Annotated in this window: 18 protein-coding genes and 2 tRNA genes; 14 read left to right on the top strand and 6 right to left on the bottom strand. The window is 70.5% G+C overall.

Annotated features, from left to right (window positions below; all coding sequences use genetic code 11):
- Positions 1-66 precede the first annotated feature (66 nt).
- Positions 67-1,716, top strand: a complete 1,650-nt coding sequence (locus tag OHB13_RS17970) for a long-chain fatty acid--CoA ligase (RefSeq protein ID WP_328377784.1) — start codon at positions 67-69, stop codon at positions 1,714-1,716.
- Positions 1,717-1,894: 178 nt separating this feature from the next.
- Here OHB13_RS17970 and OHB13_RS17965 read toward each other — a convergent pair whose 3' ends face one another.
- Entirely contained in the window at positions 1,895-6,115 is a 4,221-nt protein-coding gene (locus tag OHB13_RS17965; RefSeq protein WP_328377783.1) for a PAS domain-containing protein, read from the bottom strand.
- A gap of 166 nt (positions 6,116-6,281) precedes the next feature.
- A complete protein-coding gene (locus OHB13_RS17960; RefSeq protein ID WP_405944262.1) occupies positions 6,282-6,800 on the bottom strand; it encodes an SSI family serine proteinase inhibitor in 519 nt (172 codons plus the stop codon).
- Between the two features lie 200 nt (positions 6,801-7,000).
- Between OHB13_RS17960 and OHB13_RS17955 the strand changes: the two genes are divergently transcribed.
- The 4 genes from OHB13_RS17955 to OHB13_RS17940 all read left to right on the top strand — a co-directional run bounded on the left by OHB13_RS17955 (position 7,001) and on the right by OHB13_RS17940 (position 9,717).
- Positions 7,001-7,094, top strand: a tRNA-Ser gene (locus OHB13_RS17955).
- A gap of 190 nt (positions 7,095-7,284) precedes the next feature.
- Positions 7,285-7,357, top strand: a tRNA-Arg gene (locus OHB13_RS17950).
- Between the two features lie 64 nt (positions 7,358-7,421).
- On the top strand, positions 7,422-7,847 hold the full coding sequence (locus OHB13_RS17945) for a hypothetical protein (protein ID WP_328377782.1): 426 nt from the start codon (positions 7,422-7,424) through the stop codon (positions 7,845-7,847).
- Positions 7,848-8,223: 376 nt separating this feature from the next.
- A complete protein-coding gene (locus tag OHB13_RS17940) occupies positions 8,224-9,717 on the top strand; it encodes an FAD-binding oxidoreductase (RefSeq protein ID WP_328377781.1) in 1,494 nt (497 codons plus the stop codon).
- Positions 9,718-9,981: 264 nt separating this feature from the next.
- Here OHB13_RS17940 and OHB13_RS17935 read toward each other — a convergent pair whose 3' ends face one another.
- Positions 9,982-10,350, bottom strand: coding sequence for a nuclear transport factor 2 family protein (locus OHB13_RS17935; protein ID WP_328377780.1), 369 nt, complete (start codon positions 10,348-10,350; stop codon positions 9,982-9,984).
- Positions 10,351-10,479: 129 nt separating this feature from the next.
- Between OHB13_RS17935 and OHB13_RS17930 the strand changes: the two genes are divergently transcribed.
- A complete protein-coding gene (locus OHB13_RS17930; protein ID WP_328377779.1) occupies positions 10,480-11,427 on the top strand; it encodes a BRO family protein in 948 nt (315 codons plus the stop codon).
- A 131-nt stretch (positions 11,428-11,558) separates the two neighbouring features.
- Positions 11,559-12,431, top strand: a complete 873-nt coding sequence (locus OHB13_RS17925) for a DUF2797 domain-containing protein (protein WP_266855321.1) — start codon at positions 11,559-11,561, stop codon at positions 12,429-12,431.
- Positions 12,432-12,667: 236 nt separating this feature from the next.
- Here the strand turns inward: OHB13_RS17925 and OHB13_RS17920 are convergent, their stop codons facing one another.
- Entirely contained in the window at positions 12,668-13,201 is a 534-nt protein-coding gene (locus tag OHB13_RS17920) for an NADPH-dependent FMN reductase (protein WP_328377778.1), read from the bottom strand.
- Positions 13,202-13,568: 367 nt separating this feature from the next.
- On the opposite strand from OHB13_RS17920, the gene OHB13_RS17915 reads away from it, so the two are divergent.
- The 4 genes from OHB13_RS17915 to OHB13_RS17900 are packed head-to-tail and all read left to right on the top strand — an operon-like array spanning position 13,569 to position 19,589.
- Complete coding sequence (locus tag OHB13_RS17915) at positions 13,569-14,306, top strand: response regulator transcription factor (protein ID WP_323183770.1); 738 nt, start codon at positions 13,569-13,571, stop codon at positions 14,304-14,306.
- 9 nt (positions 14,307-14,315) lie between these two features.
- The gene (locus OHB13_RS17910; protein WP_328380320.1) at positions 14,316-16,007 is read left to right on the top strand and encodes a HAMP domain-containing sensor histidine kinase; all 1,692 of its coding nucleotides are present in this window, start codon (positions 14,316-14,318) and stop codon (positions 16,005-16,007) included.
- 40 nt (positions 16,008-16,047) lie between these two features.
- The gene (locus OHB13_RS17905) at positions 16,048-17,313 is read left to right on the top strand and encodes a bifunctional glycosyltransferase family 2/GtrA family protein (RefSeq protein ID WP_266855323.1); all 1,266 of its coding nucleotides are present in this window, start codon (positions 16,048-16,050) and stop codon (positions 17,311-17,313) included.
- Positions 17,310-19,589, top strand: a complete 2,280-nt coding sequence (locus OHB13_RS17900; RefSeq protein ID WP_328377777.1) for an ArnT family glycosyltransferase — start codon at positions 17,310-17,312, stop codon at positions 19,587-19,589. The genes OHB13_RS17905 and OHB13_RS17900 overlap by 4 nt, the downstream gene beginning before the upstream one ends.
- Positions 19,590-19,710: 121 nt before the next feature.
- On the opposite strand, the gene OHB13_RS17895 is transcribed toward OHB13_RS17900, so the two are convergent.
- Positions 19,711-20,544, bottom strand: a complete 834-nt coding sequence (locus OHB13_RS17895) for an endonuclease/exonuclease/phosphatase family protein (protein ID WP_328377776.1) — start codon at positions 20,542-20,544, stop codon at positions 19,711-19,713.
- Positions 20,545-20,746: 202 nt separating this feature from the next.
- On the opposite strand from OHB13_RS17895, the gene OHB13_RS17890 reads away from it, so the two are divergent.
- From OHB13_RS17890 to OHB13_RS17880, 3 genes are all read left to right on the top strand, one after another.
- A complete protein-coding gene (locus tag OHB13_RS17890; protein WP_266855326.1) occupies positions 20,747-22,252 on the top strand; it encodes an MFS transporter in 1,506 nt (501 codons plus the stop codon).
- 48 nt (positions 22,253-22,300) lie between these two features.
- Positions 22,301-23,182 (top strand): TetR/AcrR family transcriptional regulator, encoded by an 882-nt coding sequence (locus OHB13_RS17885; RefSeq protein ID WP_328377775.1) that lies wholly within the window; start codon positions 22,301-22,303, stop codon positions 23,180-23,182.
- Positions 23,183-23,285: 103 nt separating this feature from the next.
- Entirely contained in the window at positions 23,286-23,774 is a 489-nt protein-coding gene (locus OHB13_RS17880) for a hypothetical protein (RefSeq protein ID WP_328377774.1), read from the top strand.
- A 112-nt stretch (positions 23,775-23,886) separates the two neighbouring features.
- On the opposite strand, the gene OHB13_RS17875 is transcribed toward OHB13_RS17880, so the two are convergent.
- Complete coding sequence (locus tag OHB13_RS17875) at positions 23,887-24,357, bottom strand: PPOX class F420-dependent oxidoreductase (RefSeq protein WP_266855329.1); 471 nt, start codon at positions 24,355-24,357, stop codon at positions 23,887-23,889.
- Between the last annotated feature and the right edge of the window lie 136 nt (positions 24,358-24,493).

Genomic DNA, 24,493 nt, shown 5'->3' with positions numbered 1-24,493 from the left:
GCCAGTAGACATACCGCACGGTATGGCTCCACAATCGCCGGACAGCCACCAGCGGGAGGTAATCCGGTGCAGAGCACGATGCAGGACGTTCCCTTGACCGTGAGCCGCATCCTGGACCACGGAACACGGGTCCACGGCAGCTCAACAGTCACCACCTGGACCGGCGACCCCGCCGCGCCGCAGCGCCGTTCGTTCGCCGAGCTCGGCGCCCGCGCCTGCCAGCTCGCCCATGCCCTACGCGATGAACTCGGACTGATCGAGGGAAGTGTTTTGGGCACGCTCATGTGGAACAACGCCGAGCATGTCGAGGCGTACTTCGCCGTTCCCTCCATGGGTGCCGTTCTGCACACCCTCAACATCCGGCTCCCCGCCGAGCAGCTGATCTGGATCGTCAACCACGCGGCCGACCGCGTGATCATCGTCAACGGCTCCCTGCTGCCGCTGCTCGCACCGCTGCTGCCGAACCTGCCGACCGTCGAGCACGTGGTGGTGAGCGGCCCCGGGGACCGCTCGCTGCTCGCCGGGGCCACGGCGACCGTGCACGAGTACGAGGAACTGATCGCGGGCCGCCCGACACGGTTCGACTGGCCCGAAATCGACGAACGCCAGGCCGCCGCCCTCTGCTACACCTCGGGCACCACCGGTGAGCCCAAGGGCGTCGTCTACTCGCACCGTTCGGTCTATCTGCACTCCATGCAGGTCAACTCGGCCCAGTCGATGGGGCTCACGGATCAGGACACGACACTTGTGGTCGTGCCGCAGTTTCACGTCAATGCCTGGGGGCTGCCGCACGCGACCTTCATGTCCGGCATCAACATGCTCATGCCCGACCGTTTCCTGCAGCCCGCGCCGCTCGCCGAGATGATCGAGCAGGAGAAGCCGACGCACGCTGCGGCCGTGCCCACCATCTGGCAGGGGCTGCTGGCCGAGGTGACGGCCCATCCGCGGGATCTGAGCTCGATGAAGCGGGTCACCATCGGCGGCGCCGCCTGCCCGCCGGCGCTGATGGAGGCGTACGACAAGCTGGGCGTCCGGCTCTGCCACGCCTGGGGCATGACGGAGACCTCGCCGCTGGGGACGACGTCCAACCCGCCCGCCGGGCTGACCCCGGAGGAGGAGTGGCCGTACCGCGTCACGCAGGGCCGTTTTCCTGTCGGCATCGAGGCGCGTCTGGCCGGTCCGGGCGGCGACATCCTGCCCTGGGACGGCGAGTCGGCCGGTGAGCTGGAGGTGCGCGGGCCCTGGATCGCGGGTGCGTACTACGGCGGCGCGGGCGGCGAGAACTTCCGGCCCGCCGACAAGTTCAGCGCCGACGGCTGGCTGAAGACCGGCGATGTCGGTGTCATCAGCCAGGACGGCTTCCTGACGCTCACCGACCGCGCCAAGGACGTCATCAAGTCCGGCGGGGAGTGGATTTCGAGTGTCGACCTGGAGAACGCGATCATGGCGCATCCGGCGGTCGCCGAGGCCGCGGTGGTTGCCGTCCCGGACGAGAAGTGGGGCGAACGGCCGCTCGCGACGGTCGTGCTGAAGGAGGGCGAGAGCGTCGGGTACGAGGAGCTCAGGGCCTTCCTCGCGCGGTCCTTCGCCAAGTGGCAGCTGCCCGAGCGGTGGGCGATCGTGCCGTCCGTGCCGAAGACGTCGGTCGGGAAGTTCGACAAGAAGGTGCTCAGGAGGCAGTACGCGGACGGCGAGTTGGACACGACCCAGCTCTGATCCCTGAACCCTGATCCCGGCACCCGCTCCCGCACCTGCTCCGTCCGGAGGGGGCGGGGACGGCGGCAGACCGGCCCTGATCCGGTCCCACATGAGCAGGGCCGGTCCGGAGCGAGCCGGTCCAGAACGAGCCGGTCCGGAGCGAACTGGCTCGGAGCGAGCTGGCGCCGGCTCCGTTTCAGTTGGTGCCGATCTTCGCCAGCAGGTCGACGATCCGGCCCTGTACCTCGGTGCTGGTGGAGCGTTCCGCCAGGAACAGCACGGTCTCGCCCGAGGCGAGCCCGGACAGTTCGGACGCATTCATCCCGGCCGACGTGTAGACCACCAGCGGGGTGCGGTTGAGCTGCCCGTTCGCGCGGAGCCAGTCGACGATCCCGGCGCGTCGGCGGCGTACCTGCATCAGGTCCATCACCACCAGGTTCGGCCGCATCTGGGCGGCCAGCGTGACGGCCTCCGCGTCCGTGCCGGCCCGGGCCACCTGCATCCCGCGCCGCTCCAGCGTCTCCGTCAGGGCGAGCGCGATCTCCTCCTGCTCCTCGATCAGCAGGACGCGCGGCGGGTGCTGTTCGGTGTCGCGCGGGGCCAGCGCCTTCAACAGGACGGCCGGATCGGCCCCGTAGGCCGCCTCCCGTGTCGCCTGCCCGAGCCCTGCCGTCACCAGGACGGGCACCTCGGCAGCCACTGCCGCCTGGCGCAGTGACTGCAGCGCCTTACGGGTGATCGGTCCGGTCAGCGGGTCGACGAAGAGCGCTGCGGGGAACGCGGCGATCTGGGCGTCGACCTCCTCCCGGGAGTGCACGATCACCGGGCGGTAGCCGCGGTCGCTCAGGGCCTGCTGGGTGGAGACGTCGGGCGCGGGCCAGACGAGCAGCCGGCGCGGGTTGTCGAGCGGCTCGGGAGGCAACTCGTCGTCGACGGGCTGCGGCTGCGGCCGGTTGGCCACCTCCACGGCGCCACCGGGACCGTCCAGCGGTTCGGGCCCCTCCGCCCCCTCGTCGGGGGCGCCTATGGCGTACGAGCGGCCCTCCGACTGGCGCGAGAGGCGCTGCTGAGCCTGCTGGGAGGCCTGAGCCTGCGGGGGAAGCGGGACCTGCTGGGATGCCTGCGCTTGCTGAGGAAGCTGCGCCTGCTGTGACGTTTGAGCCGACGGGGACATCTGGCCCTGCTGGTTCGCCCCGTGCTCTGTCGCCCCCTGCGGCGTGTGGCCCTGCGAGAGGTGATGGCTCGGCTGCTGCGGTGTGCCCTGCTCGCCGGCGGTCTGCGGATGGGGCCGGGCCGCCGGTTCGGGGCGTTCGCCCTCCGGCGGGGCTGCGAGCTTGCGCCGTCGGCCGGAACCCAGCGAGTGCGGCTGGTTCTGCTGTGCCGCGATCTGCTCGGCGAACGGCACGCCCTGGCCGAGCGTTCGCACGCTTATGGCACGTCCCTGTGCGCCGTCCGCGAGCATCGGCTCCTCGGCGGGCAGCGGCTGGGCCGCGGCCTCGTCGGCTGTCGCCCGCTCGGTGACGGCGGCCCAGCCCTCGGGCGACGCATACAGCGTGCCGTCCTTCGGCAGCTCCTCGTCCGCCCCTGGATGGTGCTGCGGCGCGAGCGGGTCGGTGCCGGGGTGACCGGCCGTCCGTACGGCGTCCTGGCGGCCCGGCATCGAACCGATCGCACCGAGCGAACCCGTCGCGCCCGTCGAACCGATCGAACCGTCGGACGGCACCGGCACCGCTTGAGACTGGCCCTGTCCTTGCCCGTGCCCCTGTACCTGCCCGTGCCCCTGCCCCCGGTCGGCGTCCGCGGGGGGAAGCGCGAACGGCGTACGCGGGCGCTCGGCCTCCGCGGCCGCCGAGGCCGAAGCGGTTGCCAGAGCCCGGCGCGCCCGGCGGCCGGGAGGCGGTGTCTGCCCTGCCTGTGTCTGCCCTGTCTGGCCCGGCTGAGCCAGGCCTGTCTGTGTCTGTCCCGGCTGGCCGGGTGCTGTGCCCCCCGGCTGCGGGGCGGCAGGCGCGGGTCCCAGGGCGGGGCGAGCGCTCTCGATCTCGCGCACGCCCTCCGCGCGCCGGGCGCGCCGTCCGGTGGGCACCGGCGCATCCGCCGGTACACCCTGCGGAGGCACGGTCGCCCCGCGCTGCGGGTGCCCCGCACCGGGAGCGTTCGCCCGGGCGTTCTCGGCGGAGGTCACCACGGAGCCCTCTGACGGCAGCCCTCCTGGCGGTACCGAGCCCCCGGAACCCGCGGCCCCACCGGCCGGCTCCGTACGTCCGCGCCTCCGGCCCGACCCGCCGTCACCGGCGCCGTTCTCCTGCGCGGGAATCGCCGGACCGGGGCGGCCTGCGGCTGGTCCGCCCGCGGTACCGGCCACACCCTGCCCCCGGCCACCCGCGCCGGAAGCACCCATGCCAGACCCGTCCGTACCGCCCGCACCCGCGGCGCCGCTCCCCGGAGCAGGAGCCGACGACTGAGCAGGAATTGGCGCAGGAACAGCCGGAGAAACGGCTCCAGGACCGGCTCCAGGACCGGCTCCGGGAACAGCTCCAGAAACAGGTGCAGGTACCGGCGCCCCACCAGGACCGGCGTGACCGGCTTCCCCACGGCGCGCCCTGCGGCGCCCTGTGGGCGGCTCCGGCGCACCGGCACTCGTGGCGTCTCCCGGGCTCGTGCCCCCGTCGCCGCCGGAGCCCTCCAGGAAGGCATCGGTGGACGAGCGCCTGCCCCGGCGCCGCCCCCCGCCCGATGTGGCGTTCGGCTGGCTCGTCGGGCCGGGCGCCGGACCGTCGGCCTCCGACGCCGCGGCGGCCGGATCCACCGTCCCCGAACCGCCCCCGAGAGGCAGCTCCAGAACGTACGCACTGCCGGTCGTCCCCGGCACCTCATGGGTCTGGAGCACGCCGTCGTGCGCCCGGACGATCCCGCGCACGATCGGTTCGTGCACCGGGTCGCCGCCGCTGAACGGCCCGCGCACCTCGATCCGTACGACCTTGCCGCGCTGCGCGGCGGCCACCACGATCGTCGAGTCCACATAGGCGCCGCCCGGTGTGACCCGCGCCTTGCCCGTGGCGTCGACGCCGGCCACATCGGCGATCAGATGCGCGAGAGCGGTCGCCAGCCGCCCCCCGTCGACCTCGGCCTCTATGGGCGGCGCGTGCACCGCGAACTGCACCCGGCCGGGGCCGATCAGCTCGACCGCACCCTCCACACCCGCTGCCACCACGGTGTCGACCATGACCTTCGTCCTGGTCAGCTCCTCCGTTCCCGCGGCGAGCCGCTGGAAGCCGAGCACGCTGTCGACGAGCGTGGTCATCCGCGCGTAACCGGCGGCCAGGTGGTGCAGGATCTGGTTGGCCTCGGGCCACAGCTGGCCGGCCGGGTCGGCGGCGAGCGTGCCCAGCTCGGCCCGCAGCTCCTCCAGCGGTCCGCGCAGGGCGTCCCCGAGCACCGCGGTCAGCTGCTGCTGCCGCTCTTCGAGCGACTCGTACTGTTCCGTCCGCGCCGCCAGTTCGGCCGCGTGCTGCTTGTCCCGGGCGGCGAGCTCGTCCGTGTGCCGTGTCTCGGCGGCGGCGTTCCGCTCGTCCTTGGCCCGGAGTTCGGCGGCGTGCTGCTTCGCCTGCTTCTCGTACGGGCGGCGGTCGGCGAAGGTCAGCACCGCGCCGACCAGCTGTTCGCCGTCCCGGACCGGCGCCGTGGTCAGGTCGACCGGCACCGGGCTGCCGTCCTTCGCCCACAGCACCTGCCCGCGCACCCGGTGCTTGCGCCCGGACCTGAGCGTGTCGGCGAGGGCGCTTTCGTCGTACGGGAAGGGCTCACCGTCGGCGCGGGAGTGCTGCACCAGCGGGTGCAATTCCTTGCCGCCGAGGTCGCTCGCCCGGAAGCCGAGGATCTGCGCGACGGAGGGGTTGACGAGCACGACGCGCCCGTCGGTGTCGGTCCCCACGACGCCCTCGGACGCCGCGCGCAGAATCATCTCGGTCTGCCGCTGCGAACGCGCCAGTTCGGCTTCGGTGTCGACGGCACCCGACAGGTCCCGTACGACGAGCATCAGCAGCTCGTCCCCGGTGAACCCGCCGCTGTAGGAGTCATAGGCCTCCCGGCCGTCCTCCAGATTCGCGCTGGTCACCTCGACGGGGAACTCCGCGCCGTCGGTGCGCCGCGCGAGCATCCGCGTCGGTTTGGTCCTGCCCTGCTCGTCCGCGCCTTCGGGCCGTCGCATCGAGCCCGGGATCAGCCGGGAGTCGAACTCCGGCAGCAGATCGAGCAACCCCCGGCCGACGAGCGCCGTGCCCGGCGTCTCAAAGGCTTCGAGGGCGATGGAGTTGGCGTTGACGACCGTTCCGTTGCAATTGACGAGCAACAGCCCGTCCGGGAGGGCGTCAAGTATGGCTGCGAGGCGAGCAGCGCCTCGGGATGGCCTGCTGCTCACGACGACGCTTCCTCCCTGAACTACTGCACCTTGCTGACAACCCGGCCCATCTTGCCCCTCGGGCCATGGCGTGTCACTGCTGGAAGTCTAAAGGCAGGCGCTCCGGACATGCGGCGGATGAGGGGGGCTCTCACCAAGGTTGTGTGGAAGAACGGCTGGGCCGGCCTCAGCCGACGGTGTGCGGAAGGACGGGTTCGAGGGCGCCCCAGCGGGAGATCTCGCACCCGTTGGTACGCCGGAACATCGCGTCGACGGGCTGTCCCCGCCAGACCCCGGTGATGTGCGCGGTGGCCGGGCCGCCGTACTGCATCGTGCACATCATGGTGGCGGGAACGGGCGCGAACGGCGTCCGCCGGTCGGCGGCGAGCTGGTCCAGCCGGTCGCAGGCCTGCTGCGGCGAGGCGTGTGTCCCCCCGGCGGGGGCGCAGTACAGGCGGTGCGTGCCGTCGGCGGCGGGGCTGCCGGAATCGGCGACGGTGATGGTGAGCCGGTCGCGGACCCGCGACCCGGGAAGCCGGTGACCGGGCTGTCCTCCGGGGGCGGGGAGCGGGGTGATGGCACGAGCGGTGGTGCCCGCGACGGGACCGGCGGGGGCGGCGGTCGCGGCGGGGGCGGCGGCCAGTGCGGAAAGACAGGCAGCGGCGGCGGTGAGAGCGAGGCGGCGCAGCATGACGTAACTCCTCATGACAAAACTCCTCGATACGGCTCAGGGGCGGCGCCCCTGCCTCCCTAACGCTCCTGCGCGCCGGGCGTTGCGCGACACGAACGACTTTGCTCTGCCACCCCGCGGCCTAGTACCGTGGGCCGCGATTGGTGACGGCCCGCAAGGCTGTGTCATCATCTGCACGCACCACTTCGCGCTCGCGCGACTGTGTTCGGTGTGCTGGAGGCGTCGCCTAGTCCGGTCTATGGCGCCGCACTGCTAATGCGGTTTGGGTTTTACGGCCCATCGAGGGTTCAAATCCCTCCGCCTCCGCCAGCTGGATCACTGAAGCCCCGTCCGTGATGGACGGGGCTTCAGTCGTCCCGCGGCGGCGCCCACAAGGGCGCAGGAGGGTGTGTCTTCGCAGCTCAGCGGGGATGCGGTCAATGGATTTCACCTGACGCCGCAGGTCATGTAATGTTGTTCTCGCAACGCCGACGGGGCAGTAAACAGCCCGGAACGCCAAGCACTCGTAGCTTAACGGATAGAGCATCTGACTACGGATCAGAAGGTTGCAGGTTCGAATCCTGCCGAGTGCACAGCAGGCCAGAGGCCCTCAGGAGAAATCCTGGGGGCCTTTGTCGTATGTCGTGATGGCAGCGGTTGACGGCAACTTCTTCCGATCGTGGTCGTCGGATCGATCAGACGGCTACGGGGGCATCAGCCGCAACGTCGGCATCGTCCGACCCTGTTGCCCTCATCCCTCGGTGCATCAATGACCAGGCCAATCCCTCCGTCGTCGAGGCGACGGAGGAAGCCGGCATCGGCATTGCCGGCCAGAAGCCGAAGGGCCTCACCATCGAGGCCGTTCAGGCATCCGACTACGTCATCACCGTGGGCTGCAGCGCCGGCACTGCCATGGAGGAAATCACCCTCCTCACCCGTTTCGCCCGCTCCGTGATCGTCGTCCACCACACCTGCCGCCAGGCCGTCACCGGCGGCGGTTGCGCGGCCGCCCTCGACGCAGCGCCACCTCGCCGCGCGAACAGCGGGCGAGCCCGGGCGGAACTGGACGCCGTTCCGGCGTAAAGAAAAGAAGGGCCCGACGAAAGGCCGCTCCGCAAGTATTGTCCGCAGGTGGCAGTCGATGAATTATCGCTGTTAACGGAGACAGTTCCCGAAATTTCCCCTGAGATTATTGCTCGGAAACAGAATAACTAATGAGAGGCTAAGAAGATCAAGCCCAGTCGGATGCGTCCGGCTGGGCTAGGTAATTCCCCTGTGTACGTCATCCTCCGGCAAGTCGTCCTTTCGCTCAACCAGCGTGTCCTGTGGCGCCGTCACGATATCCCCTGCTGATCTGTGGGACCCATAGATCGTCCACCAGGGATCGATCGTGCCAGCCGACAGACGCGATGTGCATCTGTCGATCTGCGGGCGTAAGCCCGTCGAGAGGATACGGACCATGCAGGACTTTTCTCGTCGCGGAGTGCTCAAGGCCACAGCGGTCGCCGGCGCGGGCGCGGTCGTTCTCCCCGGCGTCGCGGCCGCGGAGGCTACGGATGCGAGTGCCGTCACCCACGAGGCCGAGAGCGCGAAGTGCGGGCCGGCGAAGCTGACCGGCCGCATCGTCCGTCCCCACGACCCCAACTACGCTGAGTCGAGCCTGGGCTGGGACGAGTTGTTCGTCCACTATCCGCTGGTCATCGTCTACGCCCAGCGGACCCAGGACGTGGCCAACGCCCTCACGTGGGCACGGCAGCACGATGTCGCGATGCGGGTGCGGAGCGGCGGCCACAGCCTTGAGGGGTGGTCGAACGTGGACAACGGCATCGTGATCGACGTCAGCGAGCTGAAGTCGGTCCACATCGACACAGCCGGCCGTACGGCGACGGTCGGAGCCGGGCTCAACCAGTTGGAAGCGGTGACCACGCTCGCGAAGAAGAACTTTGCGGTGACGACTGGTACGGAAGGCACCGTCGGTCTGGCCGGTGCGACGCTCGGCGGCGGTTTCGGCTTCCTCACCCGCTACCTCGGAATGGCCTGCGACAGCCTCATCGGGGCCGAGATCGTTGTCGCCTCGGACGGTGACTGCGCCAAGGTCATCAAGGCCGATCTGAAGAACAACTCGGACCTGCTCTGGGCGCTCCGCGGTGCGGGCAACGGCAACTTCGGAATTGTCACGTCCCTCACCTACAAGCTGGCTCCGCTCAAGAGCGTCACTTATGTGCAGGCGACGTGGGACGGTCTCGGAGACCTGAACAGAGTCTTCGAATCATGGCAGCGCACGGCTCCCTTCGCTGACAACCGTCTCGGCACGCAGGTCGAAATTCACAGAAACCAGATCCTGCTGTTCGCGGTCCTCGCGGAAGGAACTCCAGCGGAGGCGAAGAAACTGCTGGCCCCGATCCTTTCGGTCGGTCGCCCGGAGGTCTCGGTGCAGGTCGGCAACTGGGGCGAGGTGTACGCGGGATTCCAGATTCCGACCGCGGACGAGCCCGCCAACTGGAAGTTCTTCTCGCAATTCACCAACAAGCCGTTCCCGAGAAAAGCGATCGGCGTGATCGCGTCGTTCATGCGGGAGGCGCCGACGGACGACAGCAACTTCTTCACTCAGGCCTTCGGTGGAGCGGTCAGGAAGAGTCCTCGCGGCGGCACGGCATTCCCGCATCGCGATGCGCTTTTCTACTCCGAGCCGGGTGCCGGCTGGGGGACCCGTGGAGAACCGGGCAGTGGCGACGAGCTGACCCCGCGGGCCCAGGCGTGGATCGCCGAGTTCAGCCAGGCGCTGCGGCCCTACGTGCACGGTGCCTACGTCAACGTCCCGAACATCGGCATGCAGGGCTGGGAAACCGCCTACTGGGACGGCAACTTCGACCGGCTACGCCAGATCAAGCAGAAGTACGACCCCTGCAACGTCTTCCAGTACGAGCAGAGCGTCCCGCCCGCGTCCTGCTGACAAGCCTCACGGGGCCTCGGCTCGGGCTGGGGGCGGCACACAGACGCCCGTGAAAGCCATCCTGATAGATCGCAACGAAACAGATCGCAACGGAGGGCCGCCGAAACTTCTCGTCACGTGCCGCCCGATGCTACGGATCAGAAGATTGCAGGTTCGAATCCTGCCGAGTGCACAGCAGTCAGAGGCCCTCAGGAGAAATCCTGGGGGCTCTGGCGTTGTCGTGCAGCAGTGGAGTGCGGACTGCGGCGAGCGGTTGGACTTGTATCAACCGACTTCGGCCTTGCCTTCGCGGTAGATCTTTGCCGACGCGATCCGCCGGTTGTGGAGCAGGTAGAAACCAGCGATGGAGAAGGTCTGCTCGTCACCGTGGACCGTCAGCGTCTCGGTCAGCTGGCAGGCGGCCTCGCTGCCCTCGGTGACGAGGCTCTGCACCGTCAGCGTGGGAAGCAGTCCCTGCATGGCGTCCTGGAAGAACTCGGCGAGCGCGACACGGCCTCGCACAGCAGTCGTCCCGGTAACCCATAGGGCGTCTTCGGTGAAGCCTGCCAGGAGGGCGTCGAGGTCGCGGGCGTTGAAGGCTCGCACGTGCTCGTGGATCACCGCAGCTGTATCCGTTGTCTTCGTCGCTGTCACGCTTGCAGTGTCGCAGCTGCCCGGCCGCTGTTGAGTCAGGGGTTCCTGTCGCCTATCGAGTGAACTTGCCTTCTTTCGGGGGGAGTTGCATATGCCCACGGCTAGGTTCCGGGGCGGAGGTGGTGCTCGATGCGCGAGCAGGACATGCCGGAGGACGAGCCGATGGCCCACGCTCGGGACGCGGTCGATGTCGGCGACTTCGTGTACGCGGCCACGGGCGCGCGGGTGCGGCGGTTGACGTTGCCCGACGGGGCGCACTGGTTTCCGGCGGTGGATGTCGCGGGGAATCTTGGCTATGCGAACACCCGGCAGGCTCTGCTGTGGCATGTCTCCCCGGACTGCCGGCAGAGCCTCGGTGATATTGCGAGAGGTGTCTATGGGACAGACGCTTCGCGCAGGATCGCTGGTCACGGCCTCAAGAAGTCCATGAAGATGGTGACGCTCGCCGGGCTCGTCCAACTCGTCAACGGCTGTACGAAGCACGAGTGCGCGCCCTTCAGGAGATGGGTGGCCGAGGTGGTGGCCACGGTGCAGCGTGATGGTGCGTACGAACTCGTCCCGGCCCCCGTTCAGCCAGTGGACGATCTGCGTACCGCCTATGTCATGCCGGAGGAGATCGTCGACGCGATCGTGCGGCTGGAGGAGCGGAGCATCCGGGCTGAGGAGGCGTGTGCGGTCAGGGAGGCGGAGGGGCATCTGCTGATGCGTGAGGTCAGTCGGGGGCAGGATCTGCTGACCCAGGCCTTCCACCGGATCGCCGATTCGCTGGACCGGCTTGCCGAGCGGGCGCAGCCGGGCGGGGCCACGGCTGCGGTGTCGGCCGGCACGCCTCAGGAGCTGCTCGCGAGCTGGCAGGACAGGAACCTGGTCATCACCGAGGACATCCGTACGGTCGCTGCCGTGCTGGCGCCCGGTCTGGTCGAGGGCGCTGCCCGCTGCAGCGCGGAGGAGATCGCCACGCGCACCGGGCTGTCCCCGGCCCGGGTCCAGGACTGTGTCCGGCATCTGCTGCGGCGTGGATGCATACGGCACTCGGGGCGCGCTCCGGACGGTTCGCCGGTCTACGTCCTTGTCTGAGACGTTCCGAGGTGTGCGGGCCGCCTCTGCCATAGGGGCTCGGGGGCCACTGTCAGTGGTGGGTGTCATGCTGCGAGTGACGCGGATTCGCCGTCCGCGCACCGGCGGATCAGGGAAGGGGGCACGGGACCATGTGGCGTTCCGGTGGGCTGCGGTGGGGGGACGAGGGCCCCCGGCTCGCGTGGGAAGGGCGGGCGCGGGCCAGTCCGCTGGTGTACGGGACCGACGTCGGCTTCCGGGTCGAGGCGGCGGGGGAGCGTACGTGTGTGGGGGCGCGTGGTCATGCCTGCCCGGTGCGGGCACGGGTGCCGGGGCGCGGTACGCAGGCGCGCTGCGGGGAGTGCGCGCGGCTCGACCGGGCGCACTCGGTGGCGGCCGACACGATCGCCGACGATCCCCGGGTCTACCGCGTCTACCTCGCCTGGTTCGGGGCCGGGATGGTCAAGGTGGGGATCACGGCGGAGGAGCGCGGTCCGGCGCGGCTGAGGGAGCAGGGGGCGGTGGCTTTCAGCTGGCTGGGGCGGGGGCCGTTGATGGCGGCCCGGCGGACCGAGGAGCTGTTGCGTACGGCGCTGGGTGTGCCGGACCGGATTCCGTACGCGGACAAGCGGGCGGTGCGGGCCCGGCTGCCCGGACGGGAGGAGCGGGCGGCCGAGGTACGTGCGGTGCACGCACGGGCCGTCGCGCTGGCCGGGTGGCCGGATTCGCTGGAGCGGCTGGTGTGCGAAGTGGCCGATCACGGGGAGGTGTTCGGGCTGGCGGGACTCGGTGACCCCGCGGGGGTGGTGAGCGAGCTCGTGGCGGGCGGGGCCGTCGCGGGGCGGCTGGTGGCTGCCGCAGGGCCTGACCTGCATCTCGCCGGGGACGACGGTGCGGTGATCGTCCTCGATACGCGGTTGATGGCCGGCTGGGGGCTGACGGGCGCGGAGCCCGGTGCGGGGGTGACCGTGCCGGTGCGGGTGGCCCCGGCGGAACCGGAGGTGGAGCAGCCTGGGTTGTTCTGAGGGTGGGTGCCACCCCCTTGTGTGGCCCTCTCTGCCTGTGGCCTGATCTCGTGTGGTTGTTGTGCGATGAGGTGGCCGAGAGTGGGATGGGCGGGGTGTGGGTGGTGGGATAGGTGGTGGTTTGCGGTGATTTGGCCCGTTATTCTGGGCTGGGCTGGTCTGGTCTGGTCTGGGCGGTCCGGTCGGGGCGTTGCTGCTCGGGTTGTTCTGTTGCAGGTGGGGGCGGGGGCGCTTGGTCAGGGCGTCGTCAGTGCCTTCAGCGCCGCCTTGAGCTGTGTCGTGAGTTCCGGGTCCGTGATCTCGCCCGTGTCCCGGTCGAGCCTGGTGGTGACTGTTCCGACCATCAGGCAGGCCTCATCGACCACGGTGCCGGTCATCATCCGCAGCGTTTCGCGCAGTTGGGTGTTGGCGTAGTCGCCGCCCGTCGGGCTGGGTGACGCGGTGATCACGCCGACTCTGCGGTCGATGAACTCGCCGCTGCTGACCAGCCAGTCCAGGGCGTTCTTCAGTACGCCGGGCACGCCGTGCGCGTACTCGGGGCTCACGACCAGCACCGCGTCCGCCTCGGCCACAGACTTCCGCAGGGCCGCCACCGGGGCCGGGGGCACGGCGCCCTCGCCGTCGAGGTCCGGGTTGAAGTGGGGCAGCCCGCCGATGTCGGCTGTCGTGACGGCCGCCCCGTCGGCCGTGGCCAGGGACCCGGCCGCATGCAGCAGGGCGCCGTTGGTGGAACGGGCGCGCAGGCTGCCCGACAGGGTGAGGATCCGCATGGGGTGACCGTACGTGAGGGCCGGAGCGACCGTACGTCAGGCCGGGAGTGACCGTACGTACAGCCCCGGAGGGTGGGCAGTTCGGGGGCCGGGCAGCGCCGGTATTGGGGCAGCCCCGCCCGAAGTGGGCGGCCCCGGCTGGGATAGGGACAGCCCTGCCCGTGGTTGGGCGGCCCCGGCTGGGGAGGGGATGAGGGGATGAGGGGATGAGGGAGGAGGGGAGCGAAGGAGGAGGGGAGCGCCGGACAGGGCTGTGTGTGGTGGGGCCGTTCGTCCGGGGGTGTGCCGTCTGCGGGTGCGGGCGTTTCTCAGGAATTTCACAGGTTGGGGAAAGGGGTCTCTCAGAGGTAGCTCGGAGGCTGGGCCCATGACTACGACCTCGCCCCAGGGGCGTACCGAAATGTGCAGGCCCGACGGCACCGCGGTGCGCGTTCTCGTCGTGGACGACGAGGCCTCGCTCGCGGAGCTGCTCTCCATGGCGCTGCGCTATGAGGGCTGGCAGGTGCGCAGCGCCGGTGACGGGGCCGGAGCCGTGCGGACCGCGCGGGAGTTCCGGCCCGATGCCGTGGTGCTCGATGTGATGCTCCCCGACATGGACGGTATCGCCGTGCTCGGCCGGATGCGCCGCGAGCTGCCCGATGTGCCGGTGCTCTTCCTGACCGCCAAGGACGCCGTGGCGGACCGGATCGCGGGTCTGACGGCGGGCGGCGACGACTATGTGACCAAGCCCTTCAGCCTGGAGGAGGTCGTGGCCAGACTGCGCGGGCTGATCCGCAGGTCAGGTACGGGCGCACAGCGCAGCGAGTCGGTGCTCGCCGTCGGTGACCTGACCCTCGACGAGGACAGCCACGACGTCACCAGGGGCGGGACCAACATCCATCTGACCGCGACCGAGTTCGAGTTGCTGCGCTTCCTGATGCGCAACCCGCGCCGGGTGCTCTCCAAGGCGCAGATCCTGGACCGGGTCTGGTCGTACGACTTCGGCGGCCAGGCCAACGTCGTCGAGCTCTACATCTCGTACCTCCGGCGCAAGATCGACGCGGGGCGTACGCCGATGATCCACACCCGGCGCGGGGCCGGATATCTGATCAAGCCCGGGGAGTAGCCGGTGTCGGTGCGGCGGCGCTGGTCGCTGCGTACGAGGCTCGTCGTCTCGGCCGTGGCGCTGATCGCCGTGGTCGTGGCCGTGATCGGTACGGTCACCACGATCGCCATGCACTCCAATCTGGAGCGGCAGCTGGACAAGCAGCTGCTGGCGGCGGCCCAGCGGCCCGACCACGATCCGATGGGCGGCGACCGTTCCATCGTCCAGCAGCCCGGGCTGCCGATAGGATCCGTCGGCGGGCACACCGTCGTCGACAGCGACGATCTGGTCGACGGGGTGAAGAGCGTCGCCACACCGGGCGCCCGGCCCGACAGCTCGCCACTCGGCGACGACCAGCTCGACGCACTGGAATCGGTCCCCAGGGACGGGTATCCGCACACCGTCTCGCTCCCCGGCCTCGGGGACTTCCGGGCTATCTCCTCCAGCAGCGGCACGTTTGTGCTCGGCTTCCCGCTGACCGGTGTCCAGTCCACCGTCACCACCCTGATCGTGGTCGAGGTCTGTGTCACAGCGGCCGGGCTGCTCGCGGCCGCCATCACCGGGACCGCGCTGGTCGGAATAGCGCTGCGCCCGCTCAGGCGGGTCGCGGCGACCGCGACCCGGGTCTCCGAACTCCCGCTGCACAGCGGTGAGGTGGCCCCGCTGGAACACGTCCCCGACGCCGAGGCCGATCCCCGGACGGAGGTCGGGCAGGTCGGTGCGGCGCTCAACCGGATGCTGGGCCATGTGGGTTCGGCGCTGGCCGCCCGGCAGGAGAGCGAGACACGGGTACGGCAGTTCGTCGCCGATGCCAGTCATGAGCTGCGGACCCCGCTGGCCTCCATCCGCGGCTATGCCGAGCTCACCCGGCGCGGCGGCGAGGAGACCGGACCGGACACCCGGCACGCGCTGGGCCGCATCGAGTCGGAGGCCGGGCGGATGACCGGTCTGGTGGAGGATCTGCTGCTGCTCGCACGGCTGGACGCGGGACGCCCGCTCGCGTACGAGGGCACTGGACTGTCCCCGCTCGCGTACGAGAGCACTGATCTCTCCCCGCTCGTGGTCGACGCGGTGAGCGATGCGCGCGCGGCGGGCCAGGACCACACCTGGCGGCTCGAACTGCCCGACGACCCCGCCCTGGTGCCGGCCGACGGGCCCCGCATCCAGCAGGTTCTGGTGAACCTGCTGGCCAATGCCCGTACGCACACCCCGCCCGGCACCACTGTCACCGCACGGGTACGGCGGGACGGGGGCTGGGTGCTGGTGGAGGTGCTGGACGACGGCCCGGGCATTCCGGTCGAGTTGCTCCCGCACGTCTTCGAACGGTTCGCCCGCGGGGATGCCTCACGGTCGCGGAACGCCGGTTCGACCGGGCTCGGCCTCGCGATCGTGCAGGCGGTCGTGGTGGCGCACGGCGGGGCGGTGACCGTACGGAGTGTGCCGGGCCGCACGGAGTTCGCGGTCAGGCTGCCGGGGGTTCCGGGGGTTCCGGGGGTTCCGGGGGTCCGGGAGAGTCTGGGGGCTCCGGTGGTTCCCACGGCTCCAGGGGCTCCCACGGCTCCAGGGGCTCCCACGGCTCCGGCTGCTCCCGCTGCCCCGGCCATTCCGGCGATTCCGGGGACCCCGTCGGTTCCGGCGCCCCCCGCCGCCCCCGCGATTCCGGCGCATCCACCCACCGTCCCCGCCCCGCACCCCCCGACTCACAGCCCCACCACAGGTTGACCACACAGGGGTGACAGCGCCGCTGGCGAGTGTCGTCGGTATGCGAACCGACACTTCTCCGGGCACCCTGCCGGCACGGGAGCATCTCCCCGTGACAGCGGCCGACGCCCCGGTGCTCGATGTGGTGATCCCCGTGTACAACGAGGAGAAGGACCTCGAACCGTGTGTGCTGCGGCTTCGCGACCATCTCGCCGGGACCTTCCCGTACAGCTTCCGGATCACGATCGCCGACAACGCGAGCACCGACCGGACCCCCGAGGTGGCCGCGGGGCTTGAGGACATGCTGGACGAGGTACGGGCCGTCCGGCTCGACCAGAAGGGGCGCGGGCGGGCGCTGCGGAGTGTGTGGTCCGCATCCGACTCCCCCGTTCTCGCCTATATGGACGTCGATCTCTCCACCGGCCTCAACGCGCTGCTGCCCCTGGTGGCCCCGCTGATCTCCGGGCATTCCGATCTTGCCATCGGCTCCCGGCTGGCGCGGAGTTCGAGAGTGGTGCGCGGTCCCAAGCGCGAGTTCATCTCGCGCGCGTACAACCTGATCCTGCGCTCGTCGCTCTCCGCCCGGTTCAGCGACGCCCAGTGCGGATTCAAGGCCATCCGCCGGGATGTCGCGCAGCGGCTGCTGCCGATGGTCGAGGACACCGGATGGTTCTTCGACACCGAGATGCTGGTGGTCGCCGAACGCGCCGGGCTGCGGATCCATGAGGTGCCGGTCGACTGGGTCGACGACCCGGAGTCCACGGTGCACATCGTGCGGACGGCCGTCGACGACCTCAAGGGCGTCTGGCGGGTGGGGCGCGCGCTGGGGGTCGGGGCGCTCCCGCTGGACCGGCTCGCGCGCCCCTTCGGGGACGACCCGCGCGACCGCGAACTGACCGGCGTGCCCGGGGGACTGGCCCGGCAGTTGGTCGGTTTCTGTGTCGTCGGTGCGCTCTCCACGCTGCTCTATCTGCTGCTGTACTCCCTGTTCCGTACGGAGGTGAGCCCCCAACTGGCCAACGCGGGCGCCCTGCTGGTCTCGGCGCTGATCAACACCGCCGCCAACCGGAGACTCACCTTCGGGGTGAGCGGGCGCGACAGCGCGGTACGCCATCAGGCCCAGGGGCTGGTCGTGTTCGCGATCGGCCTCGCCCTCACCAGTGGGTCCCTCGCCGCGCTCGGCGCGGCGTCCGACGACCCCTCGCACGGCACCGAGCTCGCGGTGCTGATCGCGGCCAACCTCGCAGCGACGGTGCTGCGTTTCCTGCTCTTCCGCGCCTGGGTGTTCCCCGAGCGGCGCACCGACGACCCGAGGACTGCACGATGACCACCGCCGATATCCCTACCCATCAGATCCCGGAGGCTGTTTCGCCGCCGTCCGGGCAGGCGCGCATCGCCCGGCTGTGGCGCGGACGCGCCGAGGACCCGCGCTGGGTGCGGCCCGCGTTCCTCGGGCTGCTGCTGCTCACCTTCGTGGCGTACCTCTGGGACCTCAGCGCCTCCGGTTACGCCAACTCCTTCTACTCCGCGGCGGCCCAGGCCGGCGGGGTGAGCTGGAAGGCCCTCTTCTTCGGCTCGCTCGACTCGGCCAACGCCATCACCGTCGACAAACCCCCGGCCGCCCTCTGGCCGATGGGGCTCTCGGTACGGATCTTCGGGCTGAGTTCGTGGGCGATCCTCGTCCCGCAGGTGCTGATGGGCGTCGGCACGGTCGCGGTGCTGTACGCGGCGGTGCGGCGGCGGTTCAGCGCGGCTGCGGGGCTCATCGCCGGCGTGGTGCTGGCGACGACTCCGGTCGCCGCGCTGATGTTCCGCTTCAACAACCCCGACGCGCTGCTCGCGCTGTTGATGACGGTCACCATCTACTTCGTGCTGCGTGCGCTGGAGGACGGCCGGACCAAGTGGCTGGTGTGGGCGGGCGTGGCGATCGGCTTCGCCTTCCTGACCAAGACGCTCCAGGCGTTTCTGATCCTGCCGCCGCTGGCTGTCGTGTACGGGGTGTTCGCACCCACGACGGTACGCAGGCGGCTGGGCCAGATCGGCCTGTCCGCTGGGGCGATGGTGGTCGCGGGCGGCTGGTGGACGGCGATCGTCGAACTGTGGCCCGCGTCCTCCCGCCCGTACATCGGCGGCTCGCAGAACAACTCGTTCCTGGAGCTGACCTTCGGCTACAACGGGCTCGGCCGGATCAGCGGCGATGAGACCGGCAGCGTCGGCGGTGGCGGTGGCGGTGGCGGCCGGGGTATGGGGGGCGGCGGCTGGGGTGAGACCGGTCTCGACCGGATGTTCAACTCCGAGATCGGCAGCCAGATTTCGTGGCTGCTGCCCGCCGCGCTCATCCTGCTCGTCGCGGGAATCGTCATCACCTGGCGGGCGAAGCGTACGGAGACCGCGCGCGGGGCGTTCCTGGTGTGGGGCAGCGCGCTGCTGATGACCCTGCTGATCTTCAGCTTCATGGCCGGGATCTTCCACCAGTACTACACGGTGGCGCTGGCGCCGTACCTCGCCGCCCTCGTCGGGATGGGCGTCACGGTCCTCTGGGAGGAGCGCGGCCGGTTCGTGTGGTCGGCGGTGCTGGGTGTGGTGGTCGCGGCGACCGCGGTCTGGGCGTATGTGCTGCTCGGCCGGACGCCGGACTATCTGCCCTGGCTGCGCTGGGCGGTGCTGGTCGTGGGGCTCGTTGCGGCGGTCGGCCTGGCGGTGGCCGGCCGGTGGAACCGCAGGTTCGCGCTGAGCGCCGCGGGCGTGGGCCTGGTGGCTTCGCTGGCCGCGCCGTTCGCGTACACGGTGTCCACGCTGAACACCGGGCACACCGGGTCGATCGTGACCGCGGGTCCGGCGGGCGCGAGCCGGATGGGCGGCATGGGCGGCTTCCCCGGTCGGGGCGGCCGGGACGGCGGTGGCTGGGGCGGTCCGAGGATGGGACAGACACCCACCGGGAAGGTCGGACAGGCCGGGCAGGCCGGTCGGACAGGAATAAACGGTCAGACCGGGGCGAATGGTCAGGCCCCGGGTAATGGCTCGGGCGGTCGGACGGGTCAGCCGCCGATGGGCCGGCAGGGGAACGGTCAGCAGGGCCAGGGCCAGTCGCAGACCGGCCAGGGCCGGTTCGGCGGCGCGCCGGGCGGCTGGATGGCCGAGCGCGGCTTCGGTGGCCGGGGCGGTGGCGGTATGGGCGGTCTGCTCGACGGCCAGCAGGTCAGCGCCAAGGTCAAGACCAAGATCAGTGCGCACGCCGACGATTACACCTGGATGGCCGCAGCGATCGGCTCGCAGAATGCCGCGAGTTACCAGCTCGCGACCCAGAAGCCGGTCATGGCGATCGGCGGCTTCAACGGCAGCGATCCCTCCCCCACGCTCACGCAGTTCAAGAAGGACGTGACGGACGGGAAGATCCACTACTTCGTCGCAGGCGGCGGAATGGGTGGCGGAATGGGCCGCGGCGGATCCGGCAGCGGCGCCGCTTCGAAGATCACGTCCTGGGTCGAGGGACGGTTCGTGAAGGTGACGGTGGGGTCGGTGACGCTGTACGACCTGACGCAGGTGAAGGCGAGTACCGGCAGCTCCGGCACCTCCGGCAGCTCCGGAACCTCGGGCAGCTGACGGACGGGAAACCGGAAGGGGTGGGGCGGGGAGATCTTCTCCCCGCCCCACCCCTTTGCGCGCTTCCGCCTCTGCTTCCGCCTCCGCCTCTGCTTCCGCTTCCTCTCCCGCTTCGCTTCGCCTACCGCCGCAGCGACAGGTCCGCCACGATCGGCCGATGGTCGGACGCGAGCGTGTCGGGCACCTCCGCGCCGCGCACCCCCACTCCGTGCGACACCGCCACGTAGTCGATCCGCTTCACCGGCTTCAGCGCCGGGAACGTCGGTGCGCCCGGCTCCACATCCGTCAGCTCGCGCCACAGCGGCGCCAGCTCGGGCGCGTCCGGGGTCGCGTTGAAGTCGCCCAGGAGGATCTTCCGGTTCCGGTCACGGCCCATGATGCGGCGGGTGTCGGCGACCTGGCTCACCCGTACGGAGGGGTCGACGCGGTAGTCCAGATGCGTCACGTACACATGCAGCGGTACGCCCTTCACCCGTAGCTCGACCTCACCGAAGCCGGGGGCCGGCGCCGGGACCGGGTTCGGGTCCTGGGTGGAGAGGCGGGTGATCTTGTGGTTCACGGCTTTCAGGATGCGGTACTTCGAGAGCACCGCCACCCCGAACTCCCGCCCGTCGATGCTGTATATCGGGGCGAAGGACATCTGCATCCCGAGCCGCTTCGCCAGCTCGCCCGCCACGTCCCGCCACTCGCTGCGAGCGGCCCAGTGGACGTCGACCTCCTCAAGCCCGATCACGTCGGCGTGCATCGCGCGCAGGGCCGCCGCCTGCCGGTCGAGGTCGAAGACGTTGTCCATCCCGGCGCCCGCATGGATGTTGTACGAGGCGACCCGCAGCGGGACGTCGCGGGTGTGGGCGCGAGCGGGGGCAGGTGCCTGCGCCTGCGCCGGGGGCGCGATCGTCGCGGCGAGGACACCTGAGACCAGAAGCACTTCAGCAACACGAGCAGTCAGCTTCATCGGACGTAGCTACCCGGAAGCGGCTCGGCGCAAAACGAATTTACACCGTAGAAGACCGTCCTCTACGGTGTACGACTCCAGGGTCTCGTGACTTCGCGCCCCCTGCCCCCGCGACTCCATGCCGTCGCGACCACACGACCCCACGCCCCCCGATCCGACCACCACGTCGCGACTTCGCGACCCCACGAATCAGGAGCCCGGCATGACGGCCACCGCCGCCGAGCACGAGAGCGCCACCACCCGGCACCCCCAGCGCTGGGTGATCCTCGGAGTGATCTGTCTCGCCGAGCTCACCGTGCTGCTCGACAACACCGTCCTCAACGTCGCGATCCCCTCGCTCACCCGCGATCTGCACGCGTCCACCGCCGACATCCAGTGGATGATCAACGCGTACTCGCTGGTGCAGTCCGGTCTGCTGCTCACCGCGGGCAGCTCCGCGGACCGGTACGGCCGCAAGAAGATGCTGATCGCGGGCCTCACGCTCTTCGGGGCCGGGTCGCTCGTCGCCGGGCTCGCCCAGTCCACCGGTCAGCTGATCGCGGCCCGCGCGGGCATGGGCATCGGCGGCGCCCTGCTGATGACCACCACCCTCGCCGTCGTCGTCCAGATCTTCGACAACACCGAGCGCGTCAGGGCCATCGGCCTCTGGTCCACGGTCAACTCACTCGGCTTCGCCGCCGGACCGCTCATCGGCGGGGCGCTGCTCGACCACTTCTGGTGGGGCGCGATCTTCCTGGTCAACATCCCGGTGGCCGTCATCGCGCTCGCCGCGGTCGTCGGCCTCGTACCGGAGTCCAAGAACCCGGCCGGTGACCGCCCCGACCTGCTCGGCGCGCTGCTCTCCACGGTGGGCATGACCGCGGTCGTGTACGCGATCATCTCGGGCCCCGCGCACGGCTGGGCCTCCACTCATGTCCTCGTCGCGGCCGCCGTCGGCATCGTCTTCCTGGCCGGGTTCGTTGCCTGGGAGCTGCACATCCCGTTCCCCATGCTGGACATGCACTTCTTCCGTAACCAGCGCTTCGTCGGCGCCGTCGCCGGGGCGGTCCTCGTCGCCTTCGGCATGGGCGGCTCGCTCTTCCTGCTCACCCAGCACCTGCAGTTCGTGCTCGGGTACGGGCCGTTGGACGCGGGGCTGCGGACCGCACCCCTGGCCCTCACCATCGTGGCGCTGAACCTCACCGGGGTCTCGGCCAAGCTGCTGCCCCGGCTGGGCACGCCCGGCACCATCGCCACCGGGATGACCGCGCTCGCCGCCGGTCTGGTGGCCATCGCGCTGCTCGGCGGGGACAGTTATCCGGGAATGCTGCTCGGTCTCGTGGTCATGGGCGCGGGTATCGCGTTCGCCATGCCCGCGATGGCCAACGCGATCATGAGCGCGATCCCGCCGGAGAAGGCCGGGGTCGGCGCGGGCGTCAACGGCACCTTGGCCGAATTCGGCAACGGTCTCGGTGTCGCGGTGCTCGGCGCCGTACTCAACTCCCGTTTCGCCGCCCTGCTGCCGGCGGCGCTGGGCGCGGCCTCGCTGCCCGCGGCTCTCGCCGCCGCCGACGGTCCGGGCGAGCGCAGCCGGGTCGCGGACGCTTTTGCCTCAGGTTTGCAGACCAGCCAACTGGTGGGCGCCGCAGCGGTACTTGCGGGCGGGCTGCTGGCCGCGGTGCTCCTCCGGCGGGCCGAGCGGGCGGATGCACCGGGAGCGGCGGCCTAACATCGGTATCGGTACCGGTGGATCCACACGTTCCGGAGGAGGCGCGCCATGGTGACTGCGGCCGACCGCGCGAAGGGTCCCGCGCGGGCCAGTGTCTGGCTGGGCGGAAAGGCGACACGCACCCGCAGAACGGATCAGCCGGCCGGGCTCGACCTGGACAAGATCACCGCGGCGACGGTCCGGCTGCTGGACTCCGAGGGCCTCGCGAAGTTCTCCATGCGCCGTCTCGCCGCCGAGCTGGGCGTCACAGCGATGTCGGTCTACTGGTACGTGGACACCAAGGACGACCTCCTCGAACTGGCCCTGGACGCGGTGATGGGCGAACTGGTGCTGCCAGGAACGGTGGACGGCGCCGAGACCGGCACCGGCACCGAGACCGAGACCGGCACCGGCACCGAGACCGGCACCGAGACCGAGCCTGACGGAACGGAGACCGGGCCTGACGGAACGGAGGGCGGAACGGAGGCCGGGGCCGACTGGCGCATTCAGCTGCGGCGCCTCGCCGCCGGATACCGGAGCGTTCTGGTGCGCCACCCGTGGGTCTCCCCGCTCGTCGGCGTGTTCCTCAACATCGGCCCGCACGCGCTGAAGTTCGCCGCGGTGTCCCAAGAAGTGATGCGCAGCGCCGATCTGCCGCTGCGCGGCCAGACCGGCGGCCTGGCCGCGGTCTTCCAGTTCGTGTACGGGTTCGGCACCGTCGAGGGCCACTTCAGGGACCGGTGTGCGCGGGCCGGGATGACTCAGGACGAGTACCACCAGCACGCCATGGGCGGCATGAGCGAACAGCCCTCCCTGCGCCGGACGTTCGAGCAGGCCCAGGACCTGATGGCGGCGCGCGGCGGAGACACGGTCGAGGAGATGCGGGAGCGCGACTTCGACTTCGCCCTCGACCTGCTGATCGCGGGCATCGAGGCCAAACGCGGAGCATAAGAGGAAAAGGGCCCCGGCTCCGCGACCTCCCGGGGGACACTGAGCGGACGGTGAGCCGCCCGCTTGGCCGTCCAAGGGCGCGGGCCGCAGGGGGAGTTGGCACATGCAGAGCACGAACGGCGGGACCGCGCCCGTCATAGCCGTGGTGGTCGTCGGCCTGGTGATATTCCGGCAGCTGCGCACCCGCCGGATGACGCGCTACGGCTCGCTGATCGCCCCGGCCGTCCTCGGCGTCCTGGGCGTTGCGGGGATCGCCTTCGGTATCGCCACGGTCATCGAGGACCACCACCCGCTGACCGTGCTGCCCGTGGTCCTTCTGGCGGTGAGCCTGGCCGTCGCGGCGGGTCTCGGCATGGTCAGATCACGGACCGTGCGGCTGTGGCACGACCCCACGGGCCAGGTGCTGCGCAAGGGGACACCGGCCACGACGGGCCTCTGGCTGACCTCGGTCGCCGCGCACATCGGGCTGGGGCTGTGGATCGACCATGCGGCCGGTGCCGGGGTGCTGGGGGTCGCGTCGCTGTACGCGTACCTGGCGATCGGGCTGGGAACGCAGAACCTCCTGCTGCGCGGCCGGGCCGCCGCGCTGTGATCCCGGCCCGGCGGCCCGGTACCGGCTGAAGAGCGGGTCCGGGGGCCGGCCCCGACGCCGCCGCCGACCGAGGAGCCGGCCCCTCGGGCCACCCCGTCGCAGCTGTCAGCGGTCAGCTGTCCTCGGCCAGCCGTGCCGGGAAGCCGCCGGTCGCGATCGGGCTCCACCGCTCCGGGGTGATCCGGATGATCGACTTGCCCTGCTTGACCATGGCCGCCCGGTACTCGTCCCAGTCCGGGTGCTCACCGGAGATGTTGCGGAAGTACTCCACCAGCGGCTCCACCGAGTCCGGTGAGTCGATGACCTCGCCCGCTCCGTCGACCTGGACCCACGGGCCGTTCCACTCGTCCGACAGCACGATGACGCTCACCCGTGCGTCACGGCGGACATTGCGGGTCTTGGCGCGCTCGGGGTAGGTCGACAGGACGATCCGGCCCGCGTCGTCGACCCCGCAGGTCAGCGGAGAGCCCTGGGGGCGGCCGTCGGAGCGGGTGGTGAGCAGGATCGCCCGGTGCCTGGGGCGTACGAAGTCGAGCAGTTCGGGCAGTTCCACGGGGGTGTTGGTCGCGATGTTGGGTGCCATGGCTGCACGATACGTCGCACCGCACGGACGGGTCCGGCAGCACACGGGCTCCTCCCCCAGCACCCCAGCACCCCAGCTCCCCAGCACTCCAGCACCCGTCCCGGGCAGCAGAACGCCCGGCCCCCGCAGCGCACAC

This window comes from Streptomyces sp. NBC_00440, assembly GCF_036014215.1.
Lineage (GTDB): Bacteria > Actinomycetota > Actinomycetes > Streptomycetales > Streptomycetaceae > Streptomyces.
The sequence above is the reverse complement of the archived record's forward strand: the minus strand, read 5'-3'. Positions and strand labels throughout refer to the sequence as shown.

What these genes read in the sequence shown, in the direction of transcription:
- OHB13_RS17885 (WP_328377775.1), top strand. Translation starts at nt 22,301, where the DNA reads ATGGTGACTGCGGCCGACCGCGCGAAGGGTCCCGCGCGGGCCAGTGTC.
- OHB13_RS17960 (WP_405944262.1), bottom strand. Translation starts at nt 6,800, where the DNA reads ATGAGGAGTTACGTCATGCTGCGCCGCCTCGCTCTCACCGCCGCCGCT.
- OHB13_RS17900 (WP_328377777.1), top strand. Translation starts at nt 17,310, where the DNA reads ATGACCACCGCCGATATCCCTACCCATCAGATCCCGGAGGCTGTTTCG.
- OHB13_RS17940 (WP_328377781.1), top strand. Translation starts at nt 8,224, where the DNA reads ATGCAGGACTTTTCTCGTCGCGGAGTGCTCAAGGCCACAGCGGTCGCC.
- OHB13_RS17905 (WP_266855323.1), top strand. Translation starts at nt 16,048, where the DNA reads ATGCGAACCGACACTTCTCCGGGCACCCTGCCGGCACGGGAGCATCTC.
- OHB13_RS17930 (WP_328377779.1), top strand. Translation starts at nt 10,480, where the DNA reads ATGCGCGAGCAGGACATGCCGGAGGACGAGCCGATGGCCCACGCTCGG.
- OHB13_RS17925 (WP_266855321.1), top strand. Translation starts at nt 11,559, where the DNA reads ATGTGGCGTTCCGGTGGGCTGCGGTGGGGGGACGAGGGCCCCCGGCTC.
- OHB13_RS17920 (WP_328377778.1), bottom strand. Translation starts at nt 13,201, where the DNA reads ATGCGGATCCTCACCCTGTCGGGCAGCCTGCGCGCCCGTTCCACCAAC.
- OHB13_RS17880 (WP_328377774.1), top strand. Translation starts at nt 23,286, where the DNA reads ATGCAGAGCACGAACGGCGGGACCGCGCCCGTCATAGCCGTGGTGGTC.
- OHB13_RS17915 (WP_323183770.1), top strand. Translation starts at nt 13,569, where the DNA reads ATGACTACGACCTCGCCCCAGGGGCGTACCGAAATGTGCAGGCCCGAC.
- OHB13_RS17875 (WP_266855329.1), bottom strand. Translation starts at nt 24,357, where the DNA reads ATGGCACCCAACATCGCGACCAACACCCCCGTGGAACTGCCCGAACTG.
- OHB13_RS17895 (WP_328377776.1), bottom strand. Translation starts at nt 20,544, where the DNA reads ATGAAGCTGACTGCTCGTGTTGCTGAAGTGCTTCTGGTCTCAGGTGTC.
- OHB13_RS17890 (WP_266855326.1), top strand. Translation starts at nt 20,747, where the DNA reads ATGACGGCCACCGCCGCCGAGCACGAGAGCGCCACCACCCGGCACCCC.